Source organism: Acidovorax sp., assembly GCF_046341535.1.
Taxonomy (GTDB): Bacteria; Pseudomonadota; Gammaproteobacteria; order Burkholderiales; family Burkholderiaceae_C; genus Acidovorax.
The window spans coordinates 1-22,798 of sequence record NZ_JBKDRI010000132.1; the positions used below are offsets into that span (position 1 = coordinate 1).

A 22,798-nucleotide genomic window follows, 5' to 3' on the forward strand; every position below is an offset into this window, starting at 1 on the left:
CGAAAATCGGCCCCAGCGAGGACAGTTTTTGCCGAATTTGCAGCCCCATAGCCGAGCTATGGGGCAAAAAGGCGGTTAAAAATGGACCGCTGCGGTCGATTTGCAGCCGACGATTTCCAAGTCCGACAGGCTCCTAGGCGGTACGCAACATTGCTCTACCGCCATGGTAACGATAGCAGCGACAGCCTTGTTGGCAAGGCTCAGGAGAAAGTTTTTCTCATTAGAATCGTCTGCAATCCGTCGTTCTTCCAGCGCGTGTGGCGCAAGTGACACAACGCGCCTGCGCGCCACCAGAGCAGGTCACGCTGTTGGACTGCGGTGCTGCCAGGGACCACGGCTGGCACGATGCCCGGCTCACCCGCAGTCGGCAAGCCGCCACTACGGTTCAATCTCAGTTCTCCAAGGATCCGCACGGATGAGCAGTTTCCAACACATCAAGGTGCCAGCAGACGGCCAAAAGATCACGGTCAACGCTGACTTGACTCTGAACGTGCCAGACCAACCCATCATCCCGTTCATTGAGGGTGACGGTACGGGTCGGGACATCACGCCGGTGATGATCAAGGTCGTGGATGCGGCGGTGGCCAAGGCGTATGGGGGCGCGAAGTCGATCCACTGGATGGAGGTCTATGCCGGGGAAAAGGCGACCCGGGTTTACGGGCCTGATGTCTGGCTGCCCGCTGAAACCCTGGATGCGCTGCGCGAGTACGTTGTGTCCATCAAGGGGCCTTTGACCACGCCCGTAGGGGGAGGTATCCGTTCGCTGAACGTGGCCTTGCGACAAGAGCTTGACCTTTACGTGTGCCTGCGGCCGGTGCAGTATTTCAAGGGTGTGCCATCGCCGCTCAAGGAGCCCGAAAAGACCAACATCGTCCTCTTTCGCGAGAACTCCGAGGACATTTACGCGGGCATTGAATTCGAAGCCCGGTCTGACAAAGCGAAAAAACTCATCCGCTTCCTGCTGGACGAGATGGGCGTCCAGAAAATCCGATTCCCCGAGACGTCGGCCCTGGGCGTCAAGCCGGTGTCGATCGAGGGCACCGAGCGGCTGGTGCGCAAGGCGATCCAGTACGCCATCGACAACGACAAGTCCAGCGTGACCATCGTGCACAAGGGCAACATCATGAAGTACACCGAAGGTGGCTTTCGGGACTGGGCGTACGCGCTGGCGCAAAAGGAGTTTGGCGCGCAACCGATCGACGGCGGCCCGTGGTGCCGTCTGAAGAACCCGAAAACCGGCAAGGACATCACCATCAAGGACAGCATTGCCGATGCGTTTTTGCAGCAGATCCTGATGCGCCCGGCCGAATACTCGGTGGTGGCCACGCTCAACCTCAATGGCGACTACATCTCGGATGCGCTGGCCGCGCAGGTGGGTGGCATGGGCATTGCGCCGGGCGCAAACCTGTCCGATTCAGTGGCGTGCTTTGAGGCCACCCACGGCACCGCGCCCAAGTACGCAGGCAAAGACTATGTGAATCCTGGCTCGGCAATTCTCTCGGCAGAGATGATGCTGCGGCACATCGGCTGGACCGAGGCGGCTGATCTGATCATCCAGTCGCTGCAAGCCGCGATTGCGTCCAAAAAGGTGACCTATGACTTTGCGCGGCTGATGGATGGCGCGACGCAGGTGAGCTGCTCTGGCTTTGGCCAGGTGATGATCGACCACATGTAGCCCATATCGGGCAACGCCGATCGATGCGGGCCAGCGCACAGCCCCTCCGATGCCAGCGCGCCAGGGCAGACGTCTGGCGAGCGCCCCTCGCAGCGCGCGGCTGTCCCGTCAGCCCTTGTGCACCATCTTGATGATGCTGGAAAAATCCAGCCCGCCGTGGCCTGCCAGGCTGTGCGCTGCGTAGAGGTTGCGCGCCAGGCCGCCCAGCGGGGTCGATGCCTTCACGGCGGCAGCGCTTTCCTGCGCCAGGCCCAGGTCTTTGAGCATCAGGTCGGTGCCAAAGCCCCCGGCGTAGCCCTTGCTGGCGGGCGCGGTTTCCATCACGCCGGGCATGGGGTTGTACTTCTCCAGCGCCCAGTTGCCGCCGGAGCTGCGGCGCATGATCTCGCTGAGCACCTTGGGGTCCAGGCCGTTGGCCACGCCCAGGGCAATCGCCTCGCTGGTGCCTGCCATCAAAATGCCCAGCAGCATGTTGTTGCAGATCTTGGCGGTCTGGCCTGCGCCCACGCTGCCCGCGTGGAAGATGTTGGCCCCCATTTTTTCGAGCACGGGGCGGGCGCGCTCCAGGTCGGCCGCCTCGCCGCCCACCATGAAGGTCAGCGTACCGGCCATGGCGCCGGCGGTGCCGCCCGATACGGGCGCATCGATGAAGGCCACGCCCCGGAGCTTGGCGGCATCGGCCACCTTGCGGGAGGTGGCGGCCGCAATTGTCGAGCAGTCAATCACCAGGGTGCCTGCGGGCAAGTGGGCCAGCAGGTCGCCCGCGCCCAGGAACAGCGATTCCACATGCGGGCTGGCGGGCAGCATGCTGATGACCACCTCGGCACCGGCCACGGCGGCCTGGGCGTCGGCGGCGACGGGCACGCCGTCTGCCGCCAGCTTGTCGCGGGCGGGTTGTGAAAGGTCAAACGCGCGGACGTCATGGCCTGCCTTGTGCAGGTTATGTGCCATGGGGCCGCCCATGTTGCCAAGGCCGATGAATGCGATTTTCATGTGCTGTCTCCCGTGAAGATGAATGGGTGATGGAGGAGTGCGTTTGCTATTGATTAAATAGCTGTAAAGTGATATGCAGCAAGCGCGATAGGCATCATTCATTGAAAATCTCAAGCATTGCGCCCGACCCTGCTGTGGCGCTGCCATGGCAAGCCAGGCGCGCGCACGGCGTCGATCCGGTGCAGGGCTTTGTCATGGAAGGGGCGGGCGGGCATGGATCTGCAAAGAATCTGCCATTCGCGCTTGATGCGTAATACTTTGCAGCTATCAATTCAGGAGTGATCATGCGCGGCGGCCGTCGTCAGCGGATGGCGTCGGGCGCGTCGCCTTCGAGCATGCGGCGCGCAATGATCACGCGCATGATCTCGTTGGTGCCCTCCAGAATCTGGTGCACACGGGCGTCGCGCAGCAGGCGCTCCAGGGGGTATTCGCGGATGTAGCCATAGCCGCCGTGCAGTTGCAATGCCTCGTTGCAGACGGTAAAGCCTGCGTCGGTGGCAAAGCGCTTGGCCATGGCGCAGTAGGTGGAGGCGTCGCGGGCCCCGGCGTCGAGCTTGCTGGCAGCCAGGCGCACCATCTGGCGGGCGGCAACCAGTTCGGTGGCCATGTCGGCCAGCTTGAACTGCAGGGCCTGGAAGCTGGCAATCGGCTTGCCGAACTGCTTGCGATCCTGCATGTACTGCTGCGCTTGCGCCAGCGCGCCCTGCGCTGCGCCCACCGAGCAGGTGGCAATGTTGATACGACCGCCGTCCAGGCCCTTCATGGCGATCTTGAAGCCTTCGCCTTCCTGGCCCAGAAGGTGGTCGGCCGGGATACGCACGTTGTCAAAGCTGATGGTACGGGTGGGCTGGCTGTTCCAGCCCATCTTGTGTTCCTTTTTGCCGTAGCTGATGCCGGGCGCGTCGGCAGGCACGACAAAGGCGCTGATGCCAGCCGCGCCCGAGTCTGCGGCCCCCGTGCGGGCCATCAGGATCAGCACGTCGGTGCTGCCCGCGCCGCTGATGAATGCCTTGCCGCCGTTGATGATGTAGTCGCCTCCGGCGCGTTGCGCGCGGGTCTTGAGCGACGCGGCGTCCGAGCCGGCACCCGGCTCGGTCAGGCAGTAGCTGGCCAGCTTTGCGCCGCTGCACAGCGGGGCGCCCCAATGGTCGCGTACCGCCGGGGTGGCCCAGGTGCCCAGCATCCAGGTCGCCATGTTGTGGATGGTGATGAAGGCGGTGGTGCTGGGGTCTATCGCGGCCATTTCTTCAAACACCAGCGTTGCGTCCAGCCGGGGCAGGGCCAGGCCGCCCGCTGCCTCGGGGGCATACAGGCCGCAAAAGCCCAGCTCGCCCGCCTTGGCAATGGCTTCGCGCGGAAAGATCGCCTCTGCGTCCCACTGTGCGGCGTGGGGTGCAAGCTCAGCCTTTGCAAAGTCGCGCGCCGACTGTGCAAAGGCACGCTGTTCCTCGGTCAGCTCAAAGTCCATGGCGTTGTCTCTTGTGTTTTTTGGTGTGGCGTTGGACGCTGATGTGGTCTATGGGAACGCTGTGCAGGGCTTCGACAAGCTCAGCCTGAACGGGTGCAGGTGTGCGCGGTTTGGCTGCGCTCCGTCTCCCCCGTTCGCCCTGAGCCTGTCGAAGGGCTGGCCTACCTTGCGCCCGGGCTTTGACGGGCTCAGACCGAACGGACGGGGAGGTGTTGGGCAATTCATCACGGCTTGGCCGGGCTGTCGTTGCTCAGCCAGCGCATCAGGCCTTTGCGCCGCTCTTGCGTCTTGCGTGTGAGGCACTGGTGGTACGAGCGCGGGCCTTCGGGCTGGGTTTCGGTGGCTTGGGTTTCGCGCTTGCATTGCACCGTGCGCTCGCGCACCCAGGCGGAATGCTCTTGCCGCAGTTGCGGGCGTTCGTGGGCCGACAGGGCGCGCATCACGTCCTCGTACAGGATCTGGATGGTGGTGTCTGCCGCTTGAAAGTCTTGCACCGCGCAGGCATTGACCTCGGCAACCGTGCCCGTGGGTTTGCAGGCGGCACCGGCTTGGGCGTGGGCGCTGGGACTGGTCAGCAGGGCTGCACTGAGCAGCAGGGCGGTCGCAGGCCAGCGGGTCGCTTTGATCCATGGGTGTTTGCATTGCATGGCCTGGTTTTAACACTGGCAACGCATGGTGTTGAGGGTTTTCGGCATGCTCAGGCTGAACGGCGCGTGAACTCCTCGCGCTATCCACCGACCGTTCGGGCTAAGCCTGTCGAAGCCTTGCGTGGCGCTTGGACAGGCTCAGCGTGAACAGGCGGGGGCAAAGGGCGGTATGGTGTACTGGCTTCGTCAAGCTCAGCCCGAACGGGTGTAGGGGTGCGGCGCTCTCGTCAGCACCTCACTTCAAGCTGATCGTGGTGTTCACTCCCTGGCTCACGGTGCTGTCGTCGAACCAGCGCGCCGTCACGGTCTTGGTCTGGGTGTAGAACATCACGACCTGCTTGCCATACGGCCCCAGGTCGCCCAGCTTGGACGCGCGCGAGCCGGTGAACGAGAAGATCGGCACGGGCACGGGGATGGGCACGTTGATGCCCACCTGGCCCACATCAATCTCTTCCTGGAACTTGCGGGCTGCTGCACCGCTTTGCGTGAAGATGGCCGTGCCATTGCCATTGGGGTTGCGGTTGATGAACTCAATCGCATCGTCCAGCGTGTCGGCCGCAGCCAGGCACAGCACGGGGCCAAAGATTTCCTGTTCGTAGATGGACATGCCGGGCTTGACGCCGCTGAAAATGGTCGGGCCCACGAAGTTGCCCTTGTCGTAGCCAGGCACGCTGGGCTTGCGGCCATCGAGCTCCAGCGTGGCGCCATCGGCAATGCCGCGCTCAATCAAACCCTCCACCCGCGAGAGCGCGGCGCAGGACACCAGCGGCCCCACATCGGTGCCCTTTTCCACGCCCGCATTCACCTTGAGCGTCTTGGCCTTGGCCACCAGCTCAGGAATCCACTGTTGTGATTCGCCCACCATCACCACCACCGACAGCGCCATGCAGCGCTGGCCTGCCGCGCCAAAGGCCGCTCCGGCCAGGGCGTTCAGCGTCTGCTCCTTGTTGGCATCGGGCACCACGATGGCATGGTTTTTGGCGCCCATCATGCACTGCACGCGCTTGCCGTTGAGGCTGGCGCGGTTGTACACATGGGTGCCCACCTTGGTGGAGCCGACGAAGCTGATGGCCTTGATATCGGGGTGGTCGCAGATCGCGTTCACGGCGTCTTCACCGCCGTGCACCACGTTCAGCACGCCGGGCGGAACGCCGGCTTCGAGCGCCAGCTCGCACAGGCGCATGGTGACCATGGGGTCTTGCTCGGACGGCTTGAGCACGAAGGTGTTGCCCGTGGCAATCGCCATGGGGAACATCCACAGCGGGATCATGGCCGGGAAGTTGAACGGCGTGATGCCCGCGCACACGCCCAGGGGCTGAATCACGGTGTAGGTGTCCACGCCACCGGCGACGTTGTTGGCCAGTTCGCCCAATTGCAGGTTGCCGATGCTGGCGGCGTGCTCTACCACTTCCAGGCCGCGAAACACATCGCCCTCGGCATCGGGCAGGGTCTTGCCCTGCTCGGCCGTGAGGATGGCGGCCAGCTCGGCCATGTTCTCGCGGATCAGCTGCTGCAGCTTCAGGAAGATGCGCGCGCGGGTACCAATCGGCGTTTTCTTCCAGGTCTTGAACGCTTCTTTGCCCGAGGCCACAGCGGCGTTGATTTCTTCAGGCGTGGCAAACGGCACGCGGGCCAGCACCTCTTGCGTGGCGGGATTCACCACATCGCGCCACTGGGTGGACTTGGATTCGACAAACTTGCCGCCGATCAGCAGCTTGACGGTCGGTGCCAGAACGGCGGCGGAGGTGGGTGCGTTCATCGGTTGTCTCCAAAAAAAGGGGAAAGTCGCCGTATTGACCGGCAGCGCAAGCATGGTAGCTGTGCGAATTTCGCATGACAATAGCGTTTTTCGCACCTTTGATCTGCAAATTTGCACCGCAAGATCGGTTGGCAAGGAGGCGGCCCTCATGGACTGGGACAATCTGCGCTATTTTCTGGAGCTCAGCCGGGGCGGTACGCTGGCAGCCGCCGCGCGCCGCCTGGCGGTGGAGCACACCACGGTGTCGCGCCGCATTCAGGCGCTGGAAAAGCAGATGGGCGCGGCGCTGTTTGCGCGCCATGCAGGCGGCCACAAGCTGACCGAAGCAGGCCGCCAACTGCTGCCGGCTGCAGAGGCCATGGAGGCGGCTGTTCTGGGAGTCGAGCGCGCCGCACCCACCTCGCACGAGGGCCCGTCGGGCCTGGTGCGCGTCGGGGCTACCGAAGGTTTCGGGACCTTGATCCTGGCGCCGCTGCTGGCGCAGCTCACGCGCCGGCACCCCCATCTGTCGGTGGATCTGCTGGCCCTGCCGCGCATGCTGCACCTTTCGCGGCGCGAAGCCGACATCGTGATATCGCTGGAGCGGCCCACGCGCGGCTCGGTCATCGTGAGCCGGCTGTCGGGCTACGCGCTTTACCTGTATGGCCAGCGTGAATACCTGGCGCGCAAGCCCTTGATCACCGCGCGCGACGACCTGCGTCACCACGATTTTGTAAGCTATGTGGACGACCTGCTGTTCACCAAGGAGCTGCAGTTCCTCGATGCGTTGTACCGGCCCGAGCGCTTTGCGTTTCGCAGCACCAGCATCACCGCGCAGCACGCGGCCGTGCGCGCCGGGGCAGGGCTGGCGGTGTTGCCAGCCTTTATTGCGGACCGCGACCCCCTGCTCACCCGCGTGCTGCCGCAAGAGGCGTCCTTTACCCGGACCTTCTGGATGAGCATGCCCTCGGAGACCAAGCACCTGGCGCGCATGCAGGTTACCTGGGCTTATTTGCGCGAAGCGGTCGCTACGCAGCAGGGTTTGTTGCAACCCCAGGGTACCCGCTAGGAGCCTGTCGGACTTGGAAATCGTCGGCTGCAAATCGACCGCAGCGGTCCATTTTTAACCGCCTTTTTGCCCCATAGCTCCGCTATGGGGCTGCAAATTCGGCAAAAACTGTTCTCGCTGGGGCCGATTTTCGCTTTCGACGCTCCAAGTCCGACAGGCTCCTAGGGACACCGCAATACAGCGTCTTTGGGCGGGCAAGTGGCGCGCTCATGATGTTGCGGTCGCTGGCAGCCCGTGCGGGCAGCGTCCGCACCTGGCGGGCCGCCTGTGCAAAGGCATGGACAGCCCCCTGAACCGATTCGCACACTGTTGCGTAGGCGCAGCAATTTGCCGCGCTTCTTGGGTTTCTCAGGCCAAGCCAACCCAAACAAGCACTCGCGTAAGGCATGATAGCGGCACTGGACACATAAGCTCCTTTTTTTATAGCTTGTGGGGCATTGCCAGATTGCGCTCGACGCCATTTCTGTATATATGCTGACGGTGAACAAACGTTGCATTGAGTTACCATTGTTCGATGACGGTCTGGTTGCCCTTCTTCCATTTGTGCTGCTTTTCAACCGACTGCCGTCGGGCGAGCCCTGCTATCGAGGTTCCCACTGAAAACGTCTGACATACCCCGTTTGCATGGTTGGCTGACCAGTGACCGATGGCTGCACTGGCTGTCGGGTGCCATCGTCGGCCTGCTTGGCCTCGTACTGACCTCGTGGCTTGTCGTGCAGCAGTCCGCGTCGGTGCGCGAGATTGGCTATGGCCGCTTCGTCCAGGAGGCCCGCTCGTTTGCCGAGGCCCTGGGCCAGCGCATCGTCAGCAACACCGAGGTAGTTCTGGCCGTTCGCAGCATGTTCAAGGCCAATCCGCTGATGTCCCGGTTTGATTTCGAGCGCGTGGTGGGCGAGATGGACGTCGGCCAGCGGTACCCGGGCGTGCGCGCCCTGTCGTTCAACCGCTGGGTTGCCGGTGCCGACAAGGATATCTTCGAGTACCGCGTTCGAATCGACAGGTCGGCCTCGCCAGAGGGGTTGCCCGGTTTCGCCATCCGTCCCTCGGGCGATCGTCCTGAATACTTCGTGACCGAGTATGTCTGGCCGCTGCAGAGCAATCAGGCGCGATTGGGCGAGGATGTTGGCGCCCAAACCTCCACCCTGGAAGCGCTGAAATTTGCGCGGGACAGCGGCCGGGCGGTGATGTCCGTGCCGTTTGATTTATCCCAGGCGCAAGAGCACCCGGCCGCCATCGTCATCCACGTTCCCGTCTTCGACCCGGCTTCGGGCACCCTCGACCGGCGGTTTCTTGGAACAGCGTCCACCACCATCCGGGCCTACGACATGGTCAAGGGGTTGGAGCGCCAGGGCTTGCTCCAGGGCATCACGGTGGCGATTGCGGACGTGGGGCCTGGCGATGGCGCGGGTGGCGAAAGCATTGACCGCCCCATCCTTGCAGCCTTGGATTCGGCCATCCCTGGAGCCGAGCCCTACGTCCGGCTCTTGCCCGTGCATGACCGCCGTTGGCGCTTGACGTTCTATCCCACGCGCTCTTTTTTGTCGCCGTATGAGACTCGCATCCCCTGGCTTTTGGGGCTGGGCGGGGCACTGATGTCCCTGCTGTTTGCAACCACGGTCGGCCTGCTGGTGCGCCAGCGCACGTCCGCCGTTGCCCGCGCCCGGGGTGCAGAGGAGGCCCGCCACGAGAGCGAACAGCGCTTTCAGGCCCTTTTCAACCAGACCACCGTGGGCGTGGCTCAATTGGACGCCCACGGCAGGTTCATCCGGGTCAATCAGTGTTATGCCGAGATTCTGGGGTACACGCCGCAGGAAATGCAGGGAATGCACTGCCAGGCCAGCATCTATCCGGACGACCTCGATTCGTATGTCGAGCAACTGCGACGGATGCAGACCGGTGAGGTGCCCGAATGCCGTCTGGAAAAGCGCTATCTGCACCGCAAAGGGCATGCTGTCTGGGTGGATCTGACCACGACCCCGATGTGGGTGCCGGGCGCAGCACCCGGTCATCACATAGCCGTGGTGCAAGACATCACCTCTCGCAAGCTCATGGAGTCCAACCTCCGAGCCAATGAACGCCGGCTGCGAAGCATCCTGCAACGCCTGCCCATCGGACTGTGCCTGATCCAGGCGGATGGCCACATCAGTTTCCGCAATCAGCGATATGTGCAGATTTGCGGCTACACCGAAGCCGATACGCCCACCGTCAATCATTGGTGGAAGCGCGCGTTTCCCGACGTGCTCGAGCGCCGGGCGGCACGCTCGCTCTGGGCGCACGCAGACCTGCAGGCCAAGGACGGCGAGGGCGTGATCCCCGTGATGGAATACGTCATCACCTGTGCGGACGGCTCGCGTCTGCCGGTGGAGATCTCGGGCGTCTTCCTCGACGGTGGACGGATCATCACGCTGCAGGATCTCAGCCAGCGCAAGGCCGCCGAGAACGAGATCAATTCGCTGGCGTACTACGACCCGCTGACCCGCCTGCCCAACCGCCGGCTCCTGATGGACCGGCTGCATCAGGCCCTGGCAGCGAGCGCCCGTCATCACCGAAGCGGCGCGCTGCTGCTGCTGGACCTGGATAACTTCAAGACGCTCAACGAAACGCGCGGGCACGAGCAGGGCGACAACCTGTTGCTGCAGGTGGCCGAGCGCCTGCGCGCGTGCGTGCACGAGGACGATACGGTCTCGCGCCAGGGAGGCGATGAATTCGTGGTGGTGCTCGAAGATCTTGGGGATGATCCGCAGCAGGCTGCGGACCGCACCGAAGAGGTCTGCCAGCGCATCCTCCAGGTCATGCGCGAGCCCTACCTGATTGATGCCGAAACCCACCATAGCTCGCTGAGCATGGGCGTTGCGATCTTCAGCGGCATGCAGGACACGGCGGACGAGCTGCTCAAGCGCGCTGACCTTGCGCTGTATCAGGCCAAGGACGCTGGTCGCGACACCTTGCGGTTCTATGACCCGAAGATGCAGGCGTCGGTGAGCGCCCGGGCCGCGATGGAACTGGACATGCGCACGGGCCTCGCGGAAGGGCAGTTCGAACTGTACTACCAGCCGCAGATCGACCGCGGGCGCATCACGGGGGCTGAGGCGCTGCTGCGCTGGCGGCATCCGCAAAGCGGGTTCATCTCGCCGGCACAGTTCATTCCGGTGGCCGAAACCACCGGCCTTATCTTCCCGCTGGGCGAATGGGTGCTCCAGTCGGCGTGCAAGACCTTGTCGCGCTGGGCCCACCAACCGGCCTTTGCGCAGTTGAGCCTTGCCGTGAACGTGAGCCCACGGCAATTTCACCAAAGCGGCTTTGTGCCCCAGGTGCTGGCAGCGCTGGCGGGCTCGGGCAGCGAGGGCCAGCGACTCAAGCTGGAGCTCACCGAGAGCCTGCTGCTCGCAGATGTGCAGGACACCGTCGACAAAATGGGTCAGTTGCGCGCCTACGGGGTGGGTTTCTCGCTCGACGACTTCGGGACCGGCTATTCCTCATTGAGCTATCTCAAGCGCTTGCCGCTGGACCAGCTCAAGATTGACCAGGGCTTTGTGCGCGATGTGCTGACCGACCCCAACGACGCTGCCATTGCCCGCACGGTGGTTGCACTCGGCACCAGCCTGGGCCTTCGGGTGATTGCCGAGGGCGTGGAAACTCAGGCGCAGCGCGAGTTTCTGGAACGCCACGATTGCCACGCCTGGCAGGGCTATCTGTTCAGCGCTCCGGTCCCGGTGGCCGATTTCGAGGCCATGGTGCTGCGCACCAATACGCAAGCCGAGCCGGTTGCCTGATGTGCCTGGGCTGCGGCAGTCTGGTGCCCCTCGCTGGCCGCGCGGGGGCATGAACCCCGTGCGCCAGTACCGGTCGTCGGGTGGTGAGATTCAAATTTGATAGCAATCATTCTTTACGCGTCAAGCGTGAGGGCCTGATTCAGGCCGTATTCTCGGCAGGGCGTCGGTCAGTGTCGGGGGCGCCCCCTGCACCGGGGAGCGCCGGGCAGCGCGGTATCATTCGCAGTCTCGCTTCGGGCTGCGCCTGTGCGCGCCGCGCCAGGCAGCAACGTCCCGACAAGCCCTGATCCAGGCCTTTATTCCCCGCCCCGACCCGTGCGTCTTACCTCCATCAAGCTCTCCGGCTTCAAGTCGTTCGCTGAACCCACCACGTTCATGCTGCCCGGGCAGCTGGTTGGCGTGGTGGGCCCCAACGGCTGCGGCAAGTCCAACATCATGGATGCGGTGCGCTGGGTGCTGGGTGAAAGCAAGGCCAGCGAGCTGCGCGGCGAGTCCATGCAGGACGTCATCTTCAGCGGTACCACCACCCGCAAGCAGGCCAGCCGCGCCAGCGTCGAGCTGGTGTTTGACAACTCCGACCACCGGGCAGGCGGCCAGTGGGGCCAGTATGGCGAGGTGGCCGTGCGCCGCGTGCTCTCGCGCGACGGCACCAGCAGCTATTTCCTGAACAACCAGCCTGTGCGGCGACGGGATGTGCAGGACGTGTTCCTGGGCACGGGCCTGGGGCCGCGCGCCTACGCCATCATCGGCCAGGGCACCATCAGCCGCATCATCGAAAGCCGCCCGGAAGAGCTTCGCCTCTTTCTCGAGGAGGCGGCAGGCGTGTCCAAATACAAGGAGCGCCGCCGCGAGACGGAAAACCGCCTGGCCGACACGCGTGAAAACCTCACGCGGGTGGAAGACATCCTGCGGGAGCTGAACGCCAACCTCGACAAGCTCGAAAAGCAGGCCGAGGTGGCCGCCCGGTACAACACGCTGCATTCTGAGGCCACGCTCAAGCAACACCAGTTGTGGTTTCTCAAGCGCGCCGATGCCGAGGCCGACCAGGCCAAGGTGCGCCTGGAGGGCCTGCAGGTGGTCAACGAGCTTGAGTCGCGCATGGCTGACCTGCGCGCGGTCGAGTCCGACCTTGAAACCATCCGTCAGGCGCACTATGCCGCTGGCGACAAGGTCAACCAGGCGCAGGGCAAGCTGTACGAAGCCACTGCCGAGATCGGCAAGCTCGAAGCCGAGATCCGCTATGTCGTCGAAGGCCGTCAGCGTGTGGAGCAGCGCCTGCTGCAGCTGGCCGAGCAGATGGCCCAGTGGCAGGCGCGCAAGCACGAGGCCCACGCGGAGCTGGACAACCTGTCCAGTGCGGGCCTGGACGCCGAGGAGCGCGCCGAGATGCTGTCTGCCCAGGTGCAAGAGCAGGCCATGCAGCTGCCGGACCTGCAAGACGCCCTGCTCACGGCCCAAAGCCGTGCGAGCGAGCAGCGCAGCGCCGTGGTTCAGGTGCAGCAGCAAATCGGCGTGCTGGCGGCCGAGCAGCGCAGCATCGACGAGCAAAGCCGGCAGCTCGACACCCGCTTTGAGCGCCTGCGCGCCGACCGCAACGCCCTGTCCGCGCCCGATGAATCCCGCCTGAACCACTTGCGCGATCAGCTTGAACAAGCGCAGGAGCTTGCCCAAGTCACTGCGGCGCGCCTGCATGAATTGCAGGAGTCCGTACCCCAGCTCGACGATGACCGCCGCGCGCGCCAGCAGGACATGAACGTTCAAAGCGCGCGCCAGGCCGAGTTGTCGGCCCGCATGGGGGCCCTCAAGGCGCTGCAAGAAAAGGTCAAGACCGATGGCAAGCTGCGCCCCTGGCTGGCCAAGCACGGTCTGGAGGACTTGCAGGGCTTGTGGAGCCGCATCCATATCGAACCCGGCTGGGAAAACGCGTTGGAAGCCGCGCTGCGCGAGCGCCTGGCCGCGCTGGAAGTGGGGCGCCTGGACATGGTGCGCGGCTTTCTGGGCTCTGGCGGCAACGATGCGCCGCCCGCGCGCCTGGCGTTCTACAGCGCCCCGACGGCGGTCCAGCCCGTAGCGCCGTCACAGCACCAGCGCCTGTCCGACCTGCTGCGCCTGAACGATGCCAGCCTGCGCGCGGTGCTGTCGGACTGGTTGCAAGGCTGCACCACGGCCCCCACACTGGACGACGCCCTGGCCCGCCGCGCCAGCCTGCAGCCTGGCGAGACCGTCTACGTGCCTGCGGGTCATGCCGTCAGCGCGCACAGCGTGAGCTTTTATGCCCAGGATTCCGAGCAGTCGGGCCTGCTCGCGCGCGCCCAGGAGATCGAACATCTTGAAAAGGAATTGCGCGCCCAGGCATTGATGGCCGAAGAGTCGCGCAGCGCCCTGGTCCGGGCCGAAGCCGCGTATGCCGATGCGTCGCAGCGCCTGGTATCGGTGCGCCGTGAGGCCACCGAAACACAAAACCGCTCCCATGAGCTGCAGGTGGAGACCTTGCGCCTGACCCAGCTGGCCGAACAGACCCGTGCGCGCAGCCAGCAAATCGACGCTGATCTGGCCGAGGTCCAGGCGCAGCTGGCCGACCTGCACGAGCGCCGCGTGGCTGCCGAGGCACGCTTTGAAGAGCTGGATATGCAACTGGCCGACAGCCAGGAGCGCGAGGCCCATCTGGGCGACCGCGTGATCGAGGCCGAGCGCAAGCTGGCGGCCTGCCGCGAACAGCAGCGTGTTCTTGAGCGCCATGCGCAAGAGGCCGCGTTTTCGCAGCGCAGCCTGGAGGCTCGCCGTGGCGAGCTGAGCCGCTCCATCGAAACCGCCCACCAGCAGGCCCAGGCGCTGGCTGATGAAGAGCAGCGCGCCCGTGACGAGATGGCCCGCCTGTCGGACGCCGCGGCCCAGGGCGGGCTGCAGGCCGCACTTGAATTGAAGACGGAGCGCGAAAGGGCGCTGGCTGCCCAGCGCAGTGAATACGACGAACTGACCACCCGGCTGCGCGCCAGCGATGAGCGCCGCATGCAGCTCGAACGCGGCCTTGACCCGCTGCGCGCCCGCATCACCGAGTTCCAGCTCAAAGAGCAGGCTGCGCGCCTGGGCCTGGAGCAATACACCACATTGCTGGCCGACAACCAGGCCGACCTCGACGCCGTGGCCCGGTCGATTGCCGATGGCAACGTGCGCATGACCGGCCTGCAGGGCGAGATCGACCGCCTCCACCGCGAGATCGACGCGCTGGGTGCCGTCAACCTGGCGGCGCTCGATGAACTCAAGCTCGCCAGCGAGCGCAAGGTGTTTCTGGACGCGCAAACAGCCGACCTGACCGAGGCCATGAACACGCTGGAAGACGCGATCCGCAAGATCGATGGCGAGACGCGGCAGCTGCTCTCGGGCACCTTCGATACCGTCAACAGCCACTTCGGTCGCATGTTCCCGGAGCTATTTGGCGGCGGGCAGGCCAAGCTCATCATCACAGGCGACGAAATTCTCGACTCGGGTGTGCAGGTGATGGCCCAGCCGCCCGGCAAGAAGAACCAGACCATTCACCTTTTGTCGGGCGGCGAGAAAGCCCTAACCGCCATCGCCTTGGTGTTTGCCATTTTTCAGCTTAACCCCGCGCCGTTTTGCCTGCTGGACGAGGTGGACGCGCCGCTGGACGACGCCAACACCGAGCGCTACGCCAAGCTGGTGACCAGCATGAGCCGCGGCACCCAGTTTTTGTTCATCAGCCACAACAAGATCGCCATGGAAATGGCCGAGCAGCTCATTGGCGTGACCATGCAGGAGCAGGGCGTCTCGCGCATCGTGGCGGTGGACATGGAGTCTGCGCTTTCCATGGCGGATGTATGAGTACCCCCCTGAGTCGCTTCGCGCCCGCGCAGCGCCGCCAGAGTCGGCGGCTCTTCGGGCACGTCCAAGCCTGCACTGGCAGGCTCGGAGCCGCCGCCCTCAGCCCCCCCGAGAGGGACGACGCCCTTGCTGCGGGGCGGCCCTTGCGCGGCGTCACGCGTATCGGGCGTGCTTGTGCTGCGGGCTGCGGTCTCGCGGGGCGCCCCAGTAGCCAAAACGTATTGATATGAGCACATTGCAACTGAGTTTGGCCATCATCGGCGGCCTCGTGCTGGCCCTGATCGTGGCCTACAACGCCTGGATGACCCGGCGCAACGCGCCCAAGCGGGCCCGTCCGGAAGATGCCGATCGTGAGCGCGGGGCAGAACCCATGCTGCGCCAGGAGCCCGGGTTTGATGCGGGGCTGGCTACGGGGATGCCGCTGTCTCCGCAGGAACTCCGGTCGTTGGATCGTGGCCGCGAGCCCTCGGTCGCCCATGTCGTGGACCCGACCGAGGCGCTGCAGATGCCCGTGCCCGTCTTTTCCGTGGAGCGCCGTCCGGGGCTGGATCCGCTCATTGATGTGATTGCCACGCTGCAGCCCGAGCATGTGGTGTCGGGCGATGCCGCGCTGGCGGCCATGCCACCCACGCGACGCGCGGGCAGCAAGCCGTTTGCCATCGAGGGCCTCAATGAAGCCACGCAGCAGTGGGAAACCCCTTTGCCCGGCCAGCGCTACCAGAGCTTCCAGGCCGGAGTGCAGCTTGCCAACCGCATGGGCGCGCTCAACGAGATCGAGTTTTCGGAATTCGTCATGAAGGCGCAGGCGTTCGCCGATGCGATCAATGCGGCTCCCGACTTTCCGGACATGTTGCAGGAAGTGGCCCGCGCCCGTGAGCTGGACGAGTTTGCCAGCGACCACGATGCGCAACTTGCCTTCCTGCTGCGCGCCCGCCAGGCCGCGTGGAGCCCCGGCTATGTGCAGCAGCACGCATCCCGGCTGGGCTTTGTGGCGGGTGCCATGCCCGGTCGCCTGGTGATCCCCGCGCGCACCCAGGGGCTGCCGCCGCTGCTGACCTTGTCCTATGACACACAGGCCGCACTGGCCGACGACCTGGACCAGTCCGCCATCCGTGACGTGACCCTCAGCCTGGATGTGCCACAGGTTTATCGCACCGAACGGCCCTTCGAGCGCCTGCGCGAGGTCGCCGTGGCGCTGTGCCAGGGCATGGACGGCGTGCTGTGCGACCAAAACGGCCACCCGCTGCCCGCCATGGCCATGGACCCCATCGCTGGCGACCTGGAGCTGCTGTACGACCAGCTGGACGGACGCGAGCTGTCGGCGGGCTCGGTGTTGGCGCGGCGGCTTTTCAGTTAGTGGCTCGCGTGCACCCCCCTGTGTCGCTGCGCTCCTTCACCCCCTGTCTCGCGGCGCTCTGCGATGCGGGAGGGGGAACCCTACCAGCGCGGCGGGGTGGCCCTGGCGCGGTGGCCTCTGGTCTGGGCCAGGCGCGTTTGGTCGGTCCCGCATAACGCAAAGCCATATGAAAGCCGACATGACCGATAGTGCCGATCTTTTTTCGGCTGTTACGCACGCCAGTCCAGCGCAAGATGCTATCAAAATCAAAGCGCTTCGCGCGCAGCTGCATCGCTGGGCGCATGAGTATTACGTCAAGGACGCCCCCTCGGTGCCCGATGCCGAGTACGACCGCGTCTTCCGCGAGCTGCAGGCGCTGGAGGCCGCGCATCCCGACCTGATAACGTCTGACTCGCCCACGCAGCGCGTGCTTGGCGCGGTGATGCAGGGGCTGGCTCCGGTGCGCCATGCGGTGCCCATGCTGAGCATCCATACCGAAACCGATACCGAGGCCACAGGCGCGCAGGCCTTTGACGCGCGGGTGCGGCGTGAGCTGGGCCTGGGTGAATCCGACCCGCCCGTGGAATACGTGGCCGAACCCAAATTTGACGGCCTGGCCATGAGCCTGCGCTACGAAAACGGCCGCCTGGTGCAGGCCGCCACGCGGGGCGACGGCGAGGTGGGCGAGGACGTGACGCACAACATCCGCACCATCCGGCAAATTCCCTTGAGCCTGCCCGAGGGCGTGCCGCCGCTGCTGGAAGTACGCGGCGAGGTCTATATGCGCCGCGCCGACTTTGATGCCCTCAACGAGCGCCAGCGCGAGCGGGGCGATAAAACCTTTGTGAACCCGCGCAATGCCGCCGCGGGCGCGGTGCGCCAGCTCGACTCGGGCATTGCCGCGCAGCGGCCGCTGAGCTTTTTTGCCTACGGGCTGGGCGCCATCACCCCTGCCGCCGAGGGCGGGCCGGATTTCCGCACGCATTACGAACTGCTGCAGCAGATCAAATCATGGGGTTTTCCGGTTGCCGCGCACGTCCATATTGCCTTGGGTGCTACTGAATTGGTAGCATATCACCAGCAGGTCGGGGCCAGCCGCGATGCGTTGCCCTACGACATCGATGGTGTGGTCTACAAGGTCAACCGGCTCGATCTGCAGCGCGACCTGGGCTTCAAAACCCGCGAGCCGCGCTGGGCCGTCGCCCACAAATATCCGGCGCAGGAGATGGCCACCCGGGTCGAGGGCATCGACGTGCAGGTGGGCCGCACCGGCAAGCTCACCCCCGTTGCGCGCCTGGCGCCCGTCTTTGTGGGCGGCGTCACCGTCACCAACGCCACGCTGCACAACCTGTTCGAGATCCGCAAGAAGGGGGTGCGCGTGGGCGATACCGTCATCGTGCGGCGGGCGGGCGATGTGATTCCGGAGGTGGTGGGTGTGATGCCCGGCCACCGCAGCGGCTACGTGAAGAACTTTCGCATGCCCAGCCAGTGCCCCGTGTGCGGCAGCGCCGTGGTGCGCGAAAAAGGCGAGGCCAACCACCGCTGCACCGGCGGGCTGTATTGCGCCGCCCAGCGCAAGGAGGCCATCTTGCACTTTGCTGCCCGCCGCGCGATGGACATCGAGGGCCTGGGCGACAAGCTGGTGGACCAGTTGGTGGATGCCAGCGTCATCCGCACGCTGCCCGATCTGTACCGCATGGGCCTGACGTCGCTGATCGCGCTGGAGCGCATGGCCGACAAGTCCGCGCAGAACGTGCTGGCCGCGCTGGAGAAATCCAAACAAACCACGCTGCCGCGCTTTCTGTTCGGCCTGGGTATCCGCCATGTGGGCGAGGCCACCGCCAAGGACCTGGCCCGGCATTTCGGCACGCTGGATGCCATCATGGACGCCGGTGTGGAGCAGCTCCTGGCCGTGAACGATGTCGGCCCCGTGGTGGCCCAGGCCATCCACCGGTTTTTTGAGCAGCCGCACAACCGCGAGGTGGTCGAGCAACTGCGCGCCTGCGGCGTGACCTGGCCGGAGGGCGCGCCCGCCGCGAAGGCCCCGCAAGTGCTGGCGGGCAAAACCGTGGTGCTGACCGGCACCCTGCCCACACTGAGCCGCGACGCCGCCCGCGACCTGCTGGAGGCCGCGGGAGCCAAGGTGGCAGGTTCGGTCAGCAAGAAGACCAGCTACGTGGTGGCGGGCGCAGACGCGGGCAGCAAGCTGGCCAGGGCCGAGGAGCTGGGCGTGCCCGTGCTGGACGAAGCGGGCATGCTGGCACTGCTGGGCGCGCCCGGTGCCTGTGCCTGATCGGCGCTCCTGGGCCCACCCACCACCATCCCTTTGACGCAGGAAACCCCATGCCCCCCCGATTGCTGACCTTCAAGACCCGGCTGGCGGGCTGGTTTGGCTTCATGCCCCGGCCGCTTCGGCGGCTGCTGGTGTGGGCCCTGGTGGCAGGGCCGCTGGCCGTGCTGCTGTACGCGCTTGCGCTGGTACCCTTCACGCCGTCCACCGCCGACATCCGCAAAGCCAAGAGCGAAATGCCCGCGCAGCTGATGTCGGCCGATGGCAGGCTGCTGGCCGAGTACCGCTGGGCCAACCGCGAGTGGGTGGAACTCCAGCAGATTGCACCAGCGGTCATCGACGCGCTGATCGCCACCGAAGACCATCGCTTTTACAGCCATTTCGGGCTGGACTGGCGGCGCGCGGCCGCATCGGTGGTGCACACGCTGCGCGGCGATCCGCAGGGCGGCTCCACCATCACGCAGCAGTTGGCGCGCAACCTGTTTCCTGAGGAAATTGGCCGCTCGCGCACCCTCACGCGCAAGCTCAAAGAGGCCATCACGGCGCTCAAGATCGAGGCCTCGTATTCCAAGGAAGAAATCCTGGAGACCTACCTCAACACAGTGCCTTTTCTCTACAACGCCTATGGCATCGAGATGGCCGCGCGCACGTATTTTGACAAGTCGGCCGACAAGCTCAACGTGCTGGAAAGCGCCACGCTGATCGGCATGCTCAAAGGCACGGCCTACTACAACCCGGTGCTCAACCCCGACCGGGCGCAAGCGCGGCGCAACACGGTGCTGGGGCAGATGCTCAAGCATGGCAAGCTCAACCAGCAGCAGTTCGATGCCCTGCGCAAGCGTCCGATGCGGGTGAATTTCGAACGCCAGACCGAGGTGATGGGCCCGGCCCCCCACTTTGCGATGCAGCTTCGCAAGCAGCTCATTGCCTGGGCAGACAGCAACGGCTACAGCCTCTATGCCGACGGGCTGGTGATCCGCACCACCATCGACTCGCGCCTGCAAGCCTTTGCCAACCAGGCCGTGGCGCGGCAGGGGCGGCAGCTGCAGTCGGTGGCTGATGCCGCGTGGTCGCAAAAAAATGGCTGGGTTCCCGGCAATGAGCTGATCCAGACGCTGGTGCGTGAGTCATCGACCTACCGCGAGGCGGTTGAAAAAGGCCAACCGGCGGACGAAACGCTCAACACCCTGCTGGCTGACGCAGCCTTCATGCAAAAACTGCGCGCCGAAAAGACACGCGTGCAGGCGGGCTTCATGGCGCAGGACCCCGTCACAGGCCACGTGCTGGCCTGGGTGGGCAGCCGCGACTTTGGTGTGGACCCGTTCGACCATGTGCAGGCGGCACGCCGCCAGCCGGGCTCCACCTTCAAGCCGTTCGTGTATGGCGCAGCCTTTGACCGGGGCGCCTCGCCCGACGATGAGCTGATGGACACTGCCGTCGAGATCCCGCTGGGGGGCGGCCGCGTGTGGCGGCCCACCGATGGCGGTGCGCCCAGCGATGCGCCCATGTCGCTGGCCGACGGGCTGGCGCTGTCCAAAAACACCATCACCGCGCAGGTCATGCAGCAGGTGGGCCCGGCGCGGGTGGCGCAGGTGGCCCGCGACCTGGGCGTGCGCCAGTCGCCCCTGGAAGAAGTGCCGTCGCTGGCGCTGGGCACCAGCCCCGTCACGCTCAAGGAAATGGTGTCGGCCTACAGCACCATCGTCAACCTGGGCCGCTACATCGAGCCAGTGCTCATCACCCAGATCGAGGACCGGCATGGCAAGGTGCTGGAGACGTTTGCCAAACCCGTGGCCGAAGAGGTATTTTCGCCCCGCGCCGCGCAAACGCTGCGCAACACCATGCGCGGCGCGGTGGACCGCGGCACGGCGGCGGCGATCCGCTCGCGGTACGGCATCCAGGCCGACGTGGCGGGCAAGACCGGCACCACGCAGGACAACACCGACGGCTGGTTCATCCTCATGCACGCCCGCGTGGTGGCCGGTGCCTGGGCGGGGTTCAATGACGGCCGCATCACGCTGCGCAGCGACGCCTGGGGGCAAGGCGCCCGCAGTGCGCTACCCATGGTGGGCGACTTCATGCAGCAGGCGCTGCGCACCAAGGTGATCAGCAACACCGATCGCTTTGTGGACGAGTTCGCGCCGCAGGCCGAGGCGCCCGCTGCCGATGCGCCGCTCAGTGCCATGCGGGAATGGTTGCGCGGTCTGTTTGGTGGGGGTGATGCGGCACCGCCCGCGCCGCCGCCGGTGCCTGCATGGCCCGGAGTGCCCGCGCCGCATCCCCCAGGCGACGGCCGCCTGCCGCCGGTGACCACCGACCCCTCGGGGCGACCGGTACCGGCTGAGGAGCGCGTGGGCGGGTGATCGGGACGGGGCCGCGCTGGGCGGCTGAACCGCCGGGCGCATCGGCCCAGCCCGGCCCGCGACGTGGCAGGCAGCGAAATATGCGGGTTAATCGATATCGATGCAGTGCAGCCCGATGGAGCCTGCCCTTCGGTCGGCAAAAAACGCCTCCAGCGTTTCCTTGACCGTGCGAAAAGCGATTTCATCCCAGGGCACCTCGTGCTCTTCGAACAGGCGCGCCTCGATGGTTTCGTGGCCGGGGCTGAACTGGTCGCTTAGTAGCCGCGCCTGGTAAAACAGGTGGACCTGCCCCACCCGACGCACGTTAAGCAGACTGAACAGCGGGCCGATTTCAATCTGCGCCCCGGCCTCCTCGTCGGTTTCGCGTGCAGCGCCCTGGGCCGTGGTTTCGTCCAGCTCCATGAAACCGGCAGGCAGCGTCCACTTGCCCCAGCGCGGCTCGATGTTGCGCTTGCACAGCAGCACGCGACCGTCGTCGAACACGGGGACGGTGCCCACCACGTTCAACGGGTTCTCGTAATGCACCAGACTGCAGGCCGAACACACTGCGCGCAGCTTGGTGTCGCCATCATCGGGCAGGCGGTAGGCCACCGAGGTGCCGCAGGCGCGGCAGTGCTTGATCGGGCTGCGATAGGTCATGCGGCAAACTCAGTGAAGATGCGCTCTGGGGCATGTCTCATGAGCGTATTTTGCGATGAAACGACGATCCATTCGCCTGCGGCCTCAGACCACTTTCAGGCGCAGGCCACCCAGGCCGTCCACGCCGCCCTCAAGGGTGTCGCCGCGCACCACGGGGCCCACGCCCGCTGGCGTGCCGGTGTAGATCAGGTCGCCCGGTTGCAGCTCCCACGCGGCCGACAGGTGCTCGATGGTCTCGGCAATGTTCCAGATGAGCTGCCCCACGTTGCTGCGCTGGCGGTCGGCACCGTTGACCTGCAGCCAGATGGCGGCATGGGCCACATCGCCGGCCTGGGCGACGGGTGTGATCGGTCCGATGGGTGCGCTGGCATCAAAGCCCTTGCCGATGCACCAGGGGCGGCCCTGCTTTTTCATCTCGCCTTGCAGATCGCGCCGCGTCATATCAAGGCCCACGGCGTAGCCGTAGATGTGCTGTGGGGCATCGGCCGCTGCAATGTTGCGCCCCCCTTGGCCTATGGCCACCACCAGCTCAATCTCATGGTGCAGGTTGGTCGTGAGGCTGGGGTAGGGGAGTTCACCCGTCTCGCCCGGCTTGACCACCACCAGCGCGTCGGCCGGTTTCATGAAGAAAAACGGCGCCTCGCGGCCGGTAAAACCCATTTCCTTGGCGTGTTCTTCGTAGTTGCGGCCCACGCAGTAGATGCGGTGCACCGGAAAGCGTTCGGCGCGGCCCACCGCGGGAACGCTGACCACGGGCGATGGAGAAAAAACGTAGCTCATGTCGATCCTCGTCGGTCTGGATGCAGATGGAAACGCCAGGCTTGCAAAGACCCCGTGTTGGCAATGTCGCAAGGCGGCCAAACAGTGTGCCACGGGCTAGGAGCCTGTCGGACTTGGAGCGTCGAAAGCGAAAATCGGCCCCAGCGAGGACAGTTTTTGCCGAATTTGCAGCCCCATAGCCGAGCTA

13 protein-coding genes are annotated in these 22,798 nt (G+C 65.2%); 7 read left to right on the forward strand and 6 right to left on the reverse strand.

The window, feature by feature from the left end; genetic code table 11:
- The first annotated feature begins 415 nt into the window (after window positions 1-415).
- Window positions 416-1,675: an NADP-dependent isocitrate dehydrogenase gene (gene icd, locus ACK543_RS09325; protein ID WP_409942574.1), complete on the forward strand. Its 1,260-nt coding sequence runs from the start codon at window positions 416-418 to the stop codon at window positions 1,673-1,675.
- A 108-nt stretch (window positions 1,676-1,783) separates the two neighbouring features.
- Here icd and mmsB read toward each other — a convergent pair whose 3' ends face one another.
- From mmsB to ACK543_RS09345, 4 genes are all read right to left on the reverse strand, one after another.
- On the reverse strand, window positions 1,784-2,815 hold the full coding sequence (mmsB, locus tag ACK543_RS09330) for a 3-hydroxyisobutyrate dehydrogenase (protein WP_409942575.1): 1,032 nt from the start codon (window positions 2,813-2,815) through the stop codon (window positions 1,784-1,786).
- Between the two features lie 154 nt (window positions 2,816-2,969).
- Window positions 2,970-4,136 carry an acyl-CoA dehydrogenase family protein gene (locus ACK543_RS09335; RefSeq protein ID WP_409942576.1) on the reverse strand — a complete coding sequence of 389 codons (1,167 nt, stop codon included), beginning with the start codon at window positions 4,134-4,136 and terminating at the stop codon, window positions 2,970-2,972.
- 224 nt (window positions 4,137-4,360) lie between these two features.
- Window positions 4,361-4,783, reverse strand: a complete 423-nt coding sequence (locus tag ACK543_RS09340; RefSeq protein ID WP_409942577.1) for a lysozyme inhibitor LprI family protein — start codon at window positions 4,781-4,783, stop codon at window positions 4,361-4,363.
- A gap of 235 nt (window positions 4,784-5,018) precedes the next feature.
- The gene (locus ACK543_RS09345) at window positions 5,019-6,542 is read right to left on the reverse strand and encodes a CoA-acylating methylmalonate-semialdehyde dehydrogenase (RefSeq protein WP_409942578.1); all 1,524 of its coding nucleotides are present in this window, start codon (window positions 6,540-6,542) and stop codon (window positions 5,019-5,021) included.
- Between the two features lie 148 nt (window positions 6,543-6,690).
- On the opposite strand from ACK543_RS09345, the gene ACK543_RS09350 reads away from it, so the two are divergent.
- The 6 genes from ACK543_RS09350 to ACK543_RS09375 all read left to right on the forward strand — a co-directional run bounded on the left by ACK543_RS09350 (window position 6,691) and on the right by ACK543_RS09375 (window position 21,192).
- Window positions 6,691-7,590 carry a LysR family transcriptional regulator gene (locus tag ACK543_RS09350; protein WP_409942579.1) on the forward strand — a complete coding sequence of 300 codons (900 nt, stop codon included), beginning with the start codon at window positions 6,691-6,693 and terminating at the stop codon, window positions 7,588-7,590.
- Between the two features lie 620 nt (window positions 7,591-8,210).
- On the forward strand, window positions 8,211-11,363 hold the full coding sequence (locus ACK543_RS09355; RefSeq protein ID WP_409942580.1) for an EAL domain-containing protein: 3,153 nt from the start codon (window positions 8,211-8,213) through the stop codon (window positions 11,361-11,363).
- Between the two features lie 315 nt (window positions 11,364-11,678).
- Window positions 11,679-15,203 (forward strand): chromosome segregation protein SMC, encoded by a 3,525-nt coding sequence (gene smc, locus ACK543_RS09360; RefSeq protein WP_409942581.1) that lies wholly within the window; start codon window positions 11,679-11,681, stop codon window positions 15,201-15,203.
- 226 nt (window positions 15,204-15,429) lie between these two features.
- On the forward strand, window positions 15,430-16,560 hold the full coding sequence (locus ACK543_RS09365) for a cell division protein FtsZ (protein WP_409942582.1): 1,131 nt from the start codon (window positions 15,430-15,432) through the stop codon (window positions 16,558-16,560).
- Between the two features lie 178 nt (window positions 16,561-16,738).
- Complete coding sequence (ligA, locus tag ACK543_RS09370) at window positions 16,739-18,832, forward strand: NAD-dependent DNA ligase LigA (RefSeq protein WP_409942583.1); 2,094 nt, start codon at window positions 16,739-16,741, stop codon at window positions 18,830-18,832.
- Window positions 18,833-18,882: 50 nt separating this feature from the next.
- On the forward strand, window positions 18,883-21,192 hold the full coding sequence (locus ACK543_RS09375) for a penicillin-binding protein 1A (RefSeq protein WP_409942584.1): 2,310 nt from the start codon (window positions 18,883-18,885) through the stop codon (window positions 21,190-21,192).
- An 87-nt stretch (window positions 21,193-21,279) separates the two neighbouring features.
- Here the strand turns inward: ACK543_RS09375 and ACK543_RS09380 are convergent, their stop codons facing one another.
- Window positions 21,280-21,831, reverse strand: coding sequence for an NUDIX hydrolase (locus ACK543_RS09380; protein WP_409942585.1), 552 nt, complete (start codon window positions 21,829-21,831; stop codon window positions 21,280-21,282).
- Window positions 21,832-21,915: 84 nt separating this feature from the next.
- Window positions 21,916-22,611, reverse strand: coding sequence for a fumarylacetoacetate hydrolase family protein (locus tag ACK543_RS09385; protein ID WP_409942586.1), 696 nt, complete (start codon window positions 22,609-22,611; stop codon window positions 21,916-21,918).
- Between the last annotated feature and the right edge of the window lie 187 nt (window positions 22,612-22,798).

What these genes read in the sequence shown, in the direction of transcription:
- mmsB (WP_409942575.1), bottom strand. Translation starts at nt 2,815, where the DNA reads ATGGCAGCGCCACAGCAGGGTCGGGCGCAATGCTTGAGATTTTCAATG.
- ACK543_RS09385 (WP_409942586.1), bottom strand. Translation starts at nt 22,611, where the DNA reads ATGAGCTACGTTTTTTCTCCATCGCCCGTGGTCAGCGTTCCCGCGGTG.
- ACK543_RS09335 (WP_409942576.1), bottom strand. Translation starts at nt 4,136, where the DNA reads ATGGACTTTGAGCTGACCGAGGAACAGCGTGCCTTTGCACAGTCGGCG.
- ACK543_RS09365 (WP_409942582.1), top strand. Translation starts at nt 15,430, where the DNA reads ATGAGCACATTGCAACTGAGTTTGGCCATCATCGGCGGCCTCGTGCTG.
- ACK543_RS09380 (WP_409942585.1), bottom strand. Translation starts at nt 21,831, where the DNA reads ATGACCTATCGCAGCCCGATCAAGCACTGCCGCGCCTGCGGCACCTCG.
- ACK543_RS09340 (WP_409942577.1), bottom strand. Translation starts at nt 4,783, where the DNA reads ATGCAATGCAAACACCCATGGATCAAAGCGACCCGCTGGCCTGCGACC.
- icd (WP_409942574.1), top strand. Translation starts at nt 416, where the DNA reads ATGAGCAGTTTCCAACACATCAAGGTGCCAGCAGACGGCCAAAAGATC.
- ligA (WP_409942583.1), top strand. Translation starts at nt 16,739, where the DNA reads ATGACCGATAGTGCCGATCTTTTTTCGGCTGTTACGCACGCCAGTCCA.
- ACK543_RS09350 (WP_409942579.1), top strand. Translation starts at nt 6,691, where the DNA reads ATGGACTGGGACAATCTGCGCTATTTTCTGGAGCTCAGCCGGGGCGGT.
- ACK543_RS09375 (WP_409942584.1), top strand. Translation starts at nt 18,883, where the DNA reads ATGCCCCCCCGATTGCTGACCTTCAAGACCCGGCTGGCGGGCTGGTTT.
- ACK543_RS09345 (WP_409942578.1), bottom strand. Translation starts at nt 6,542, where the DNA reads ATGAACGCACCCACCTCCGCCGCCGTTCTGGCACCGACCGTCAAGCTG.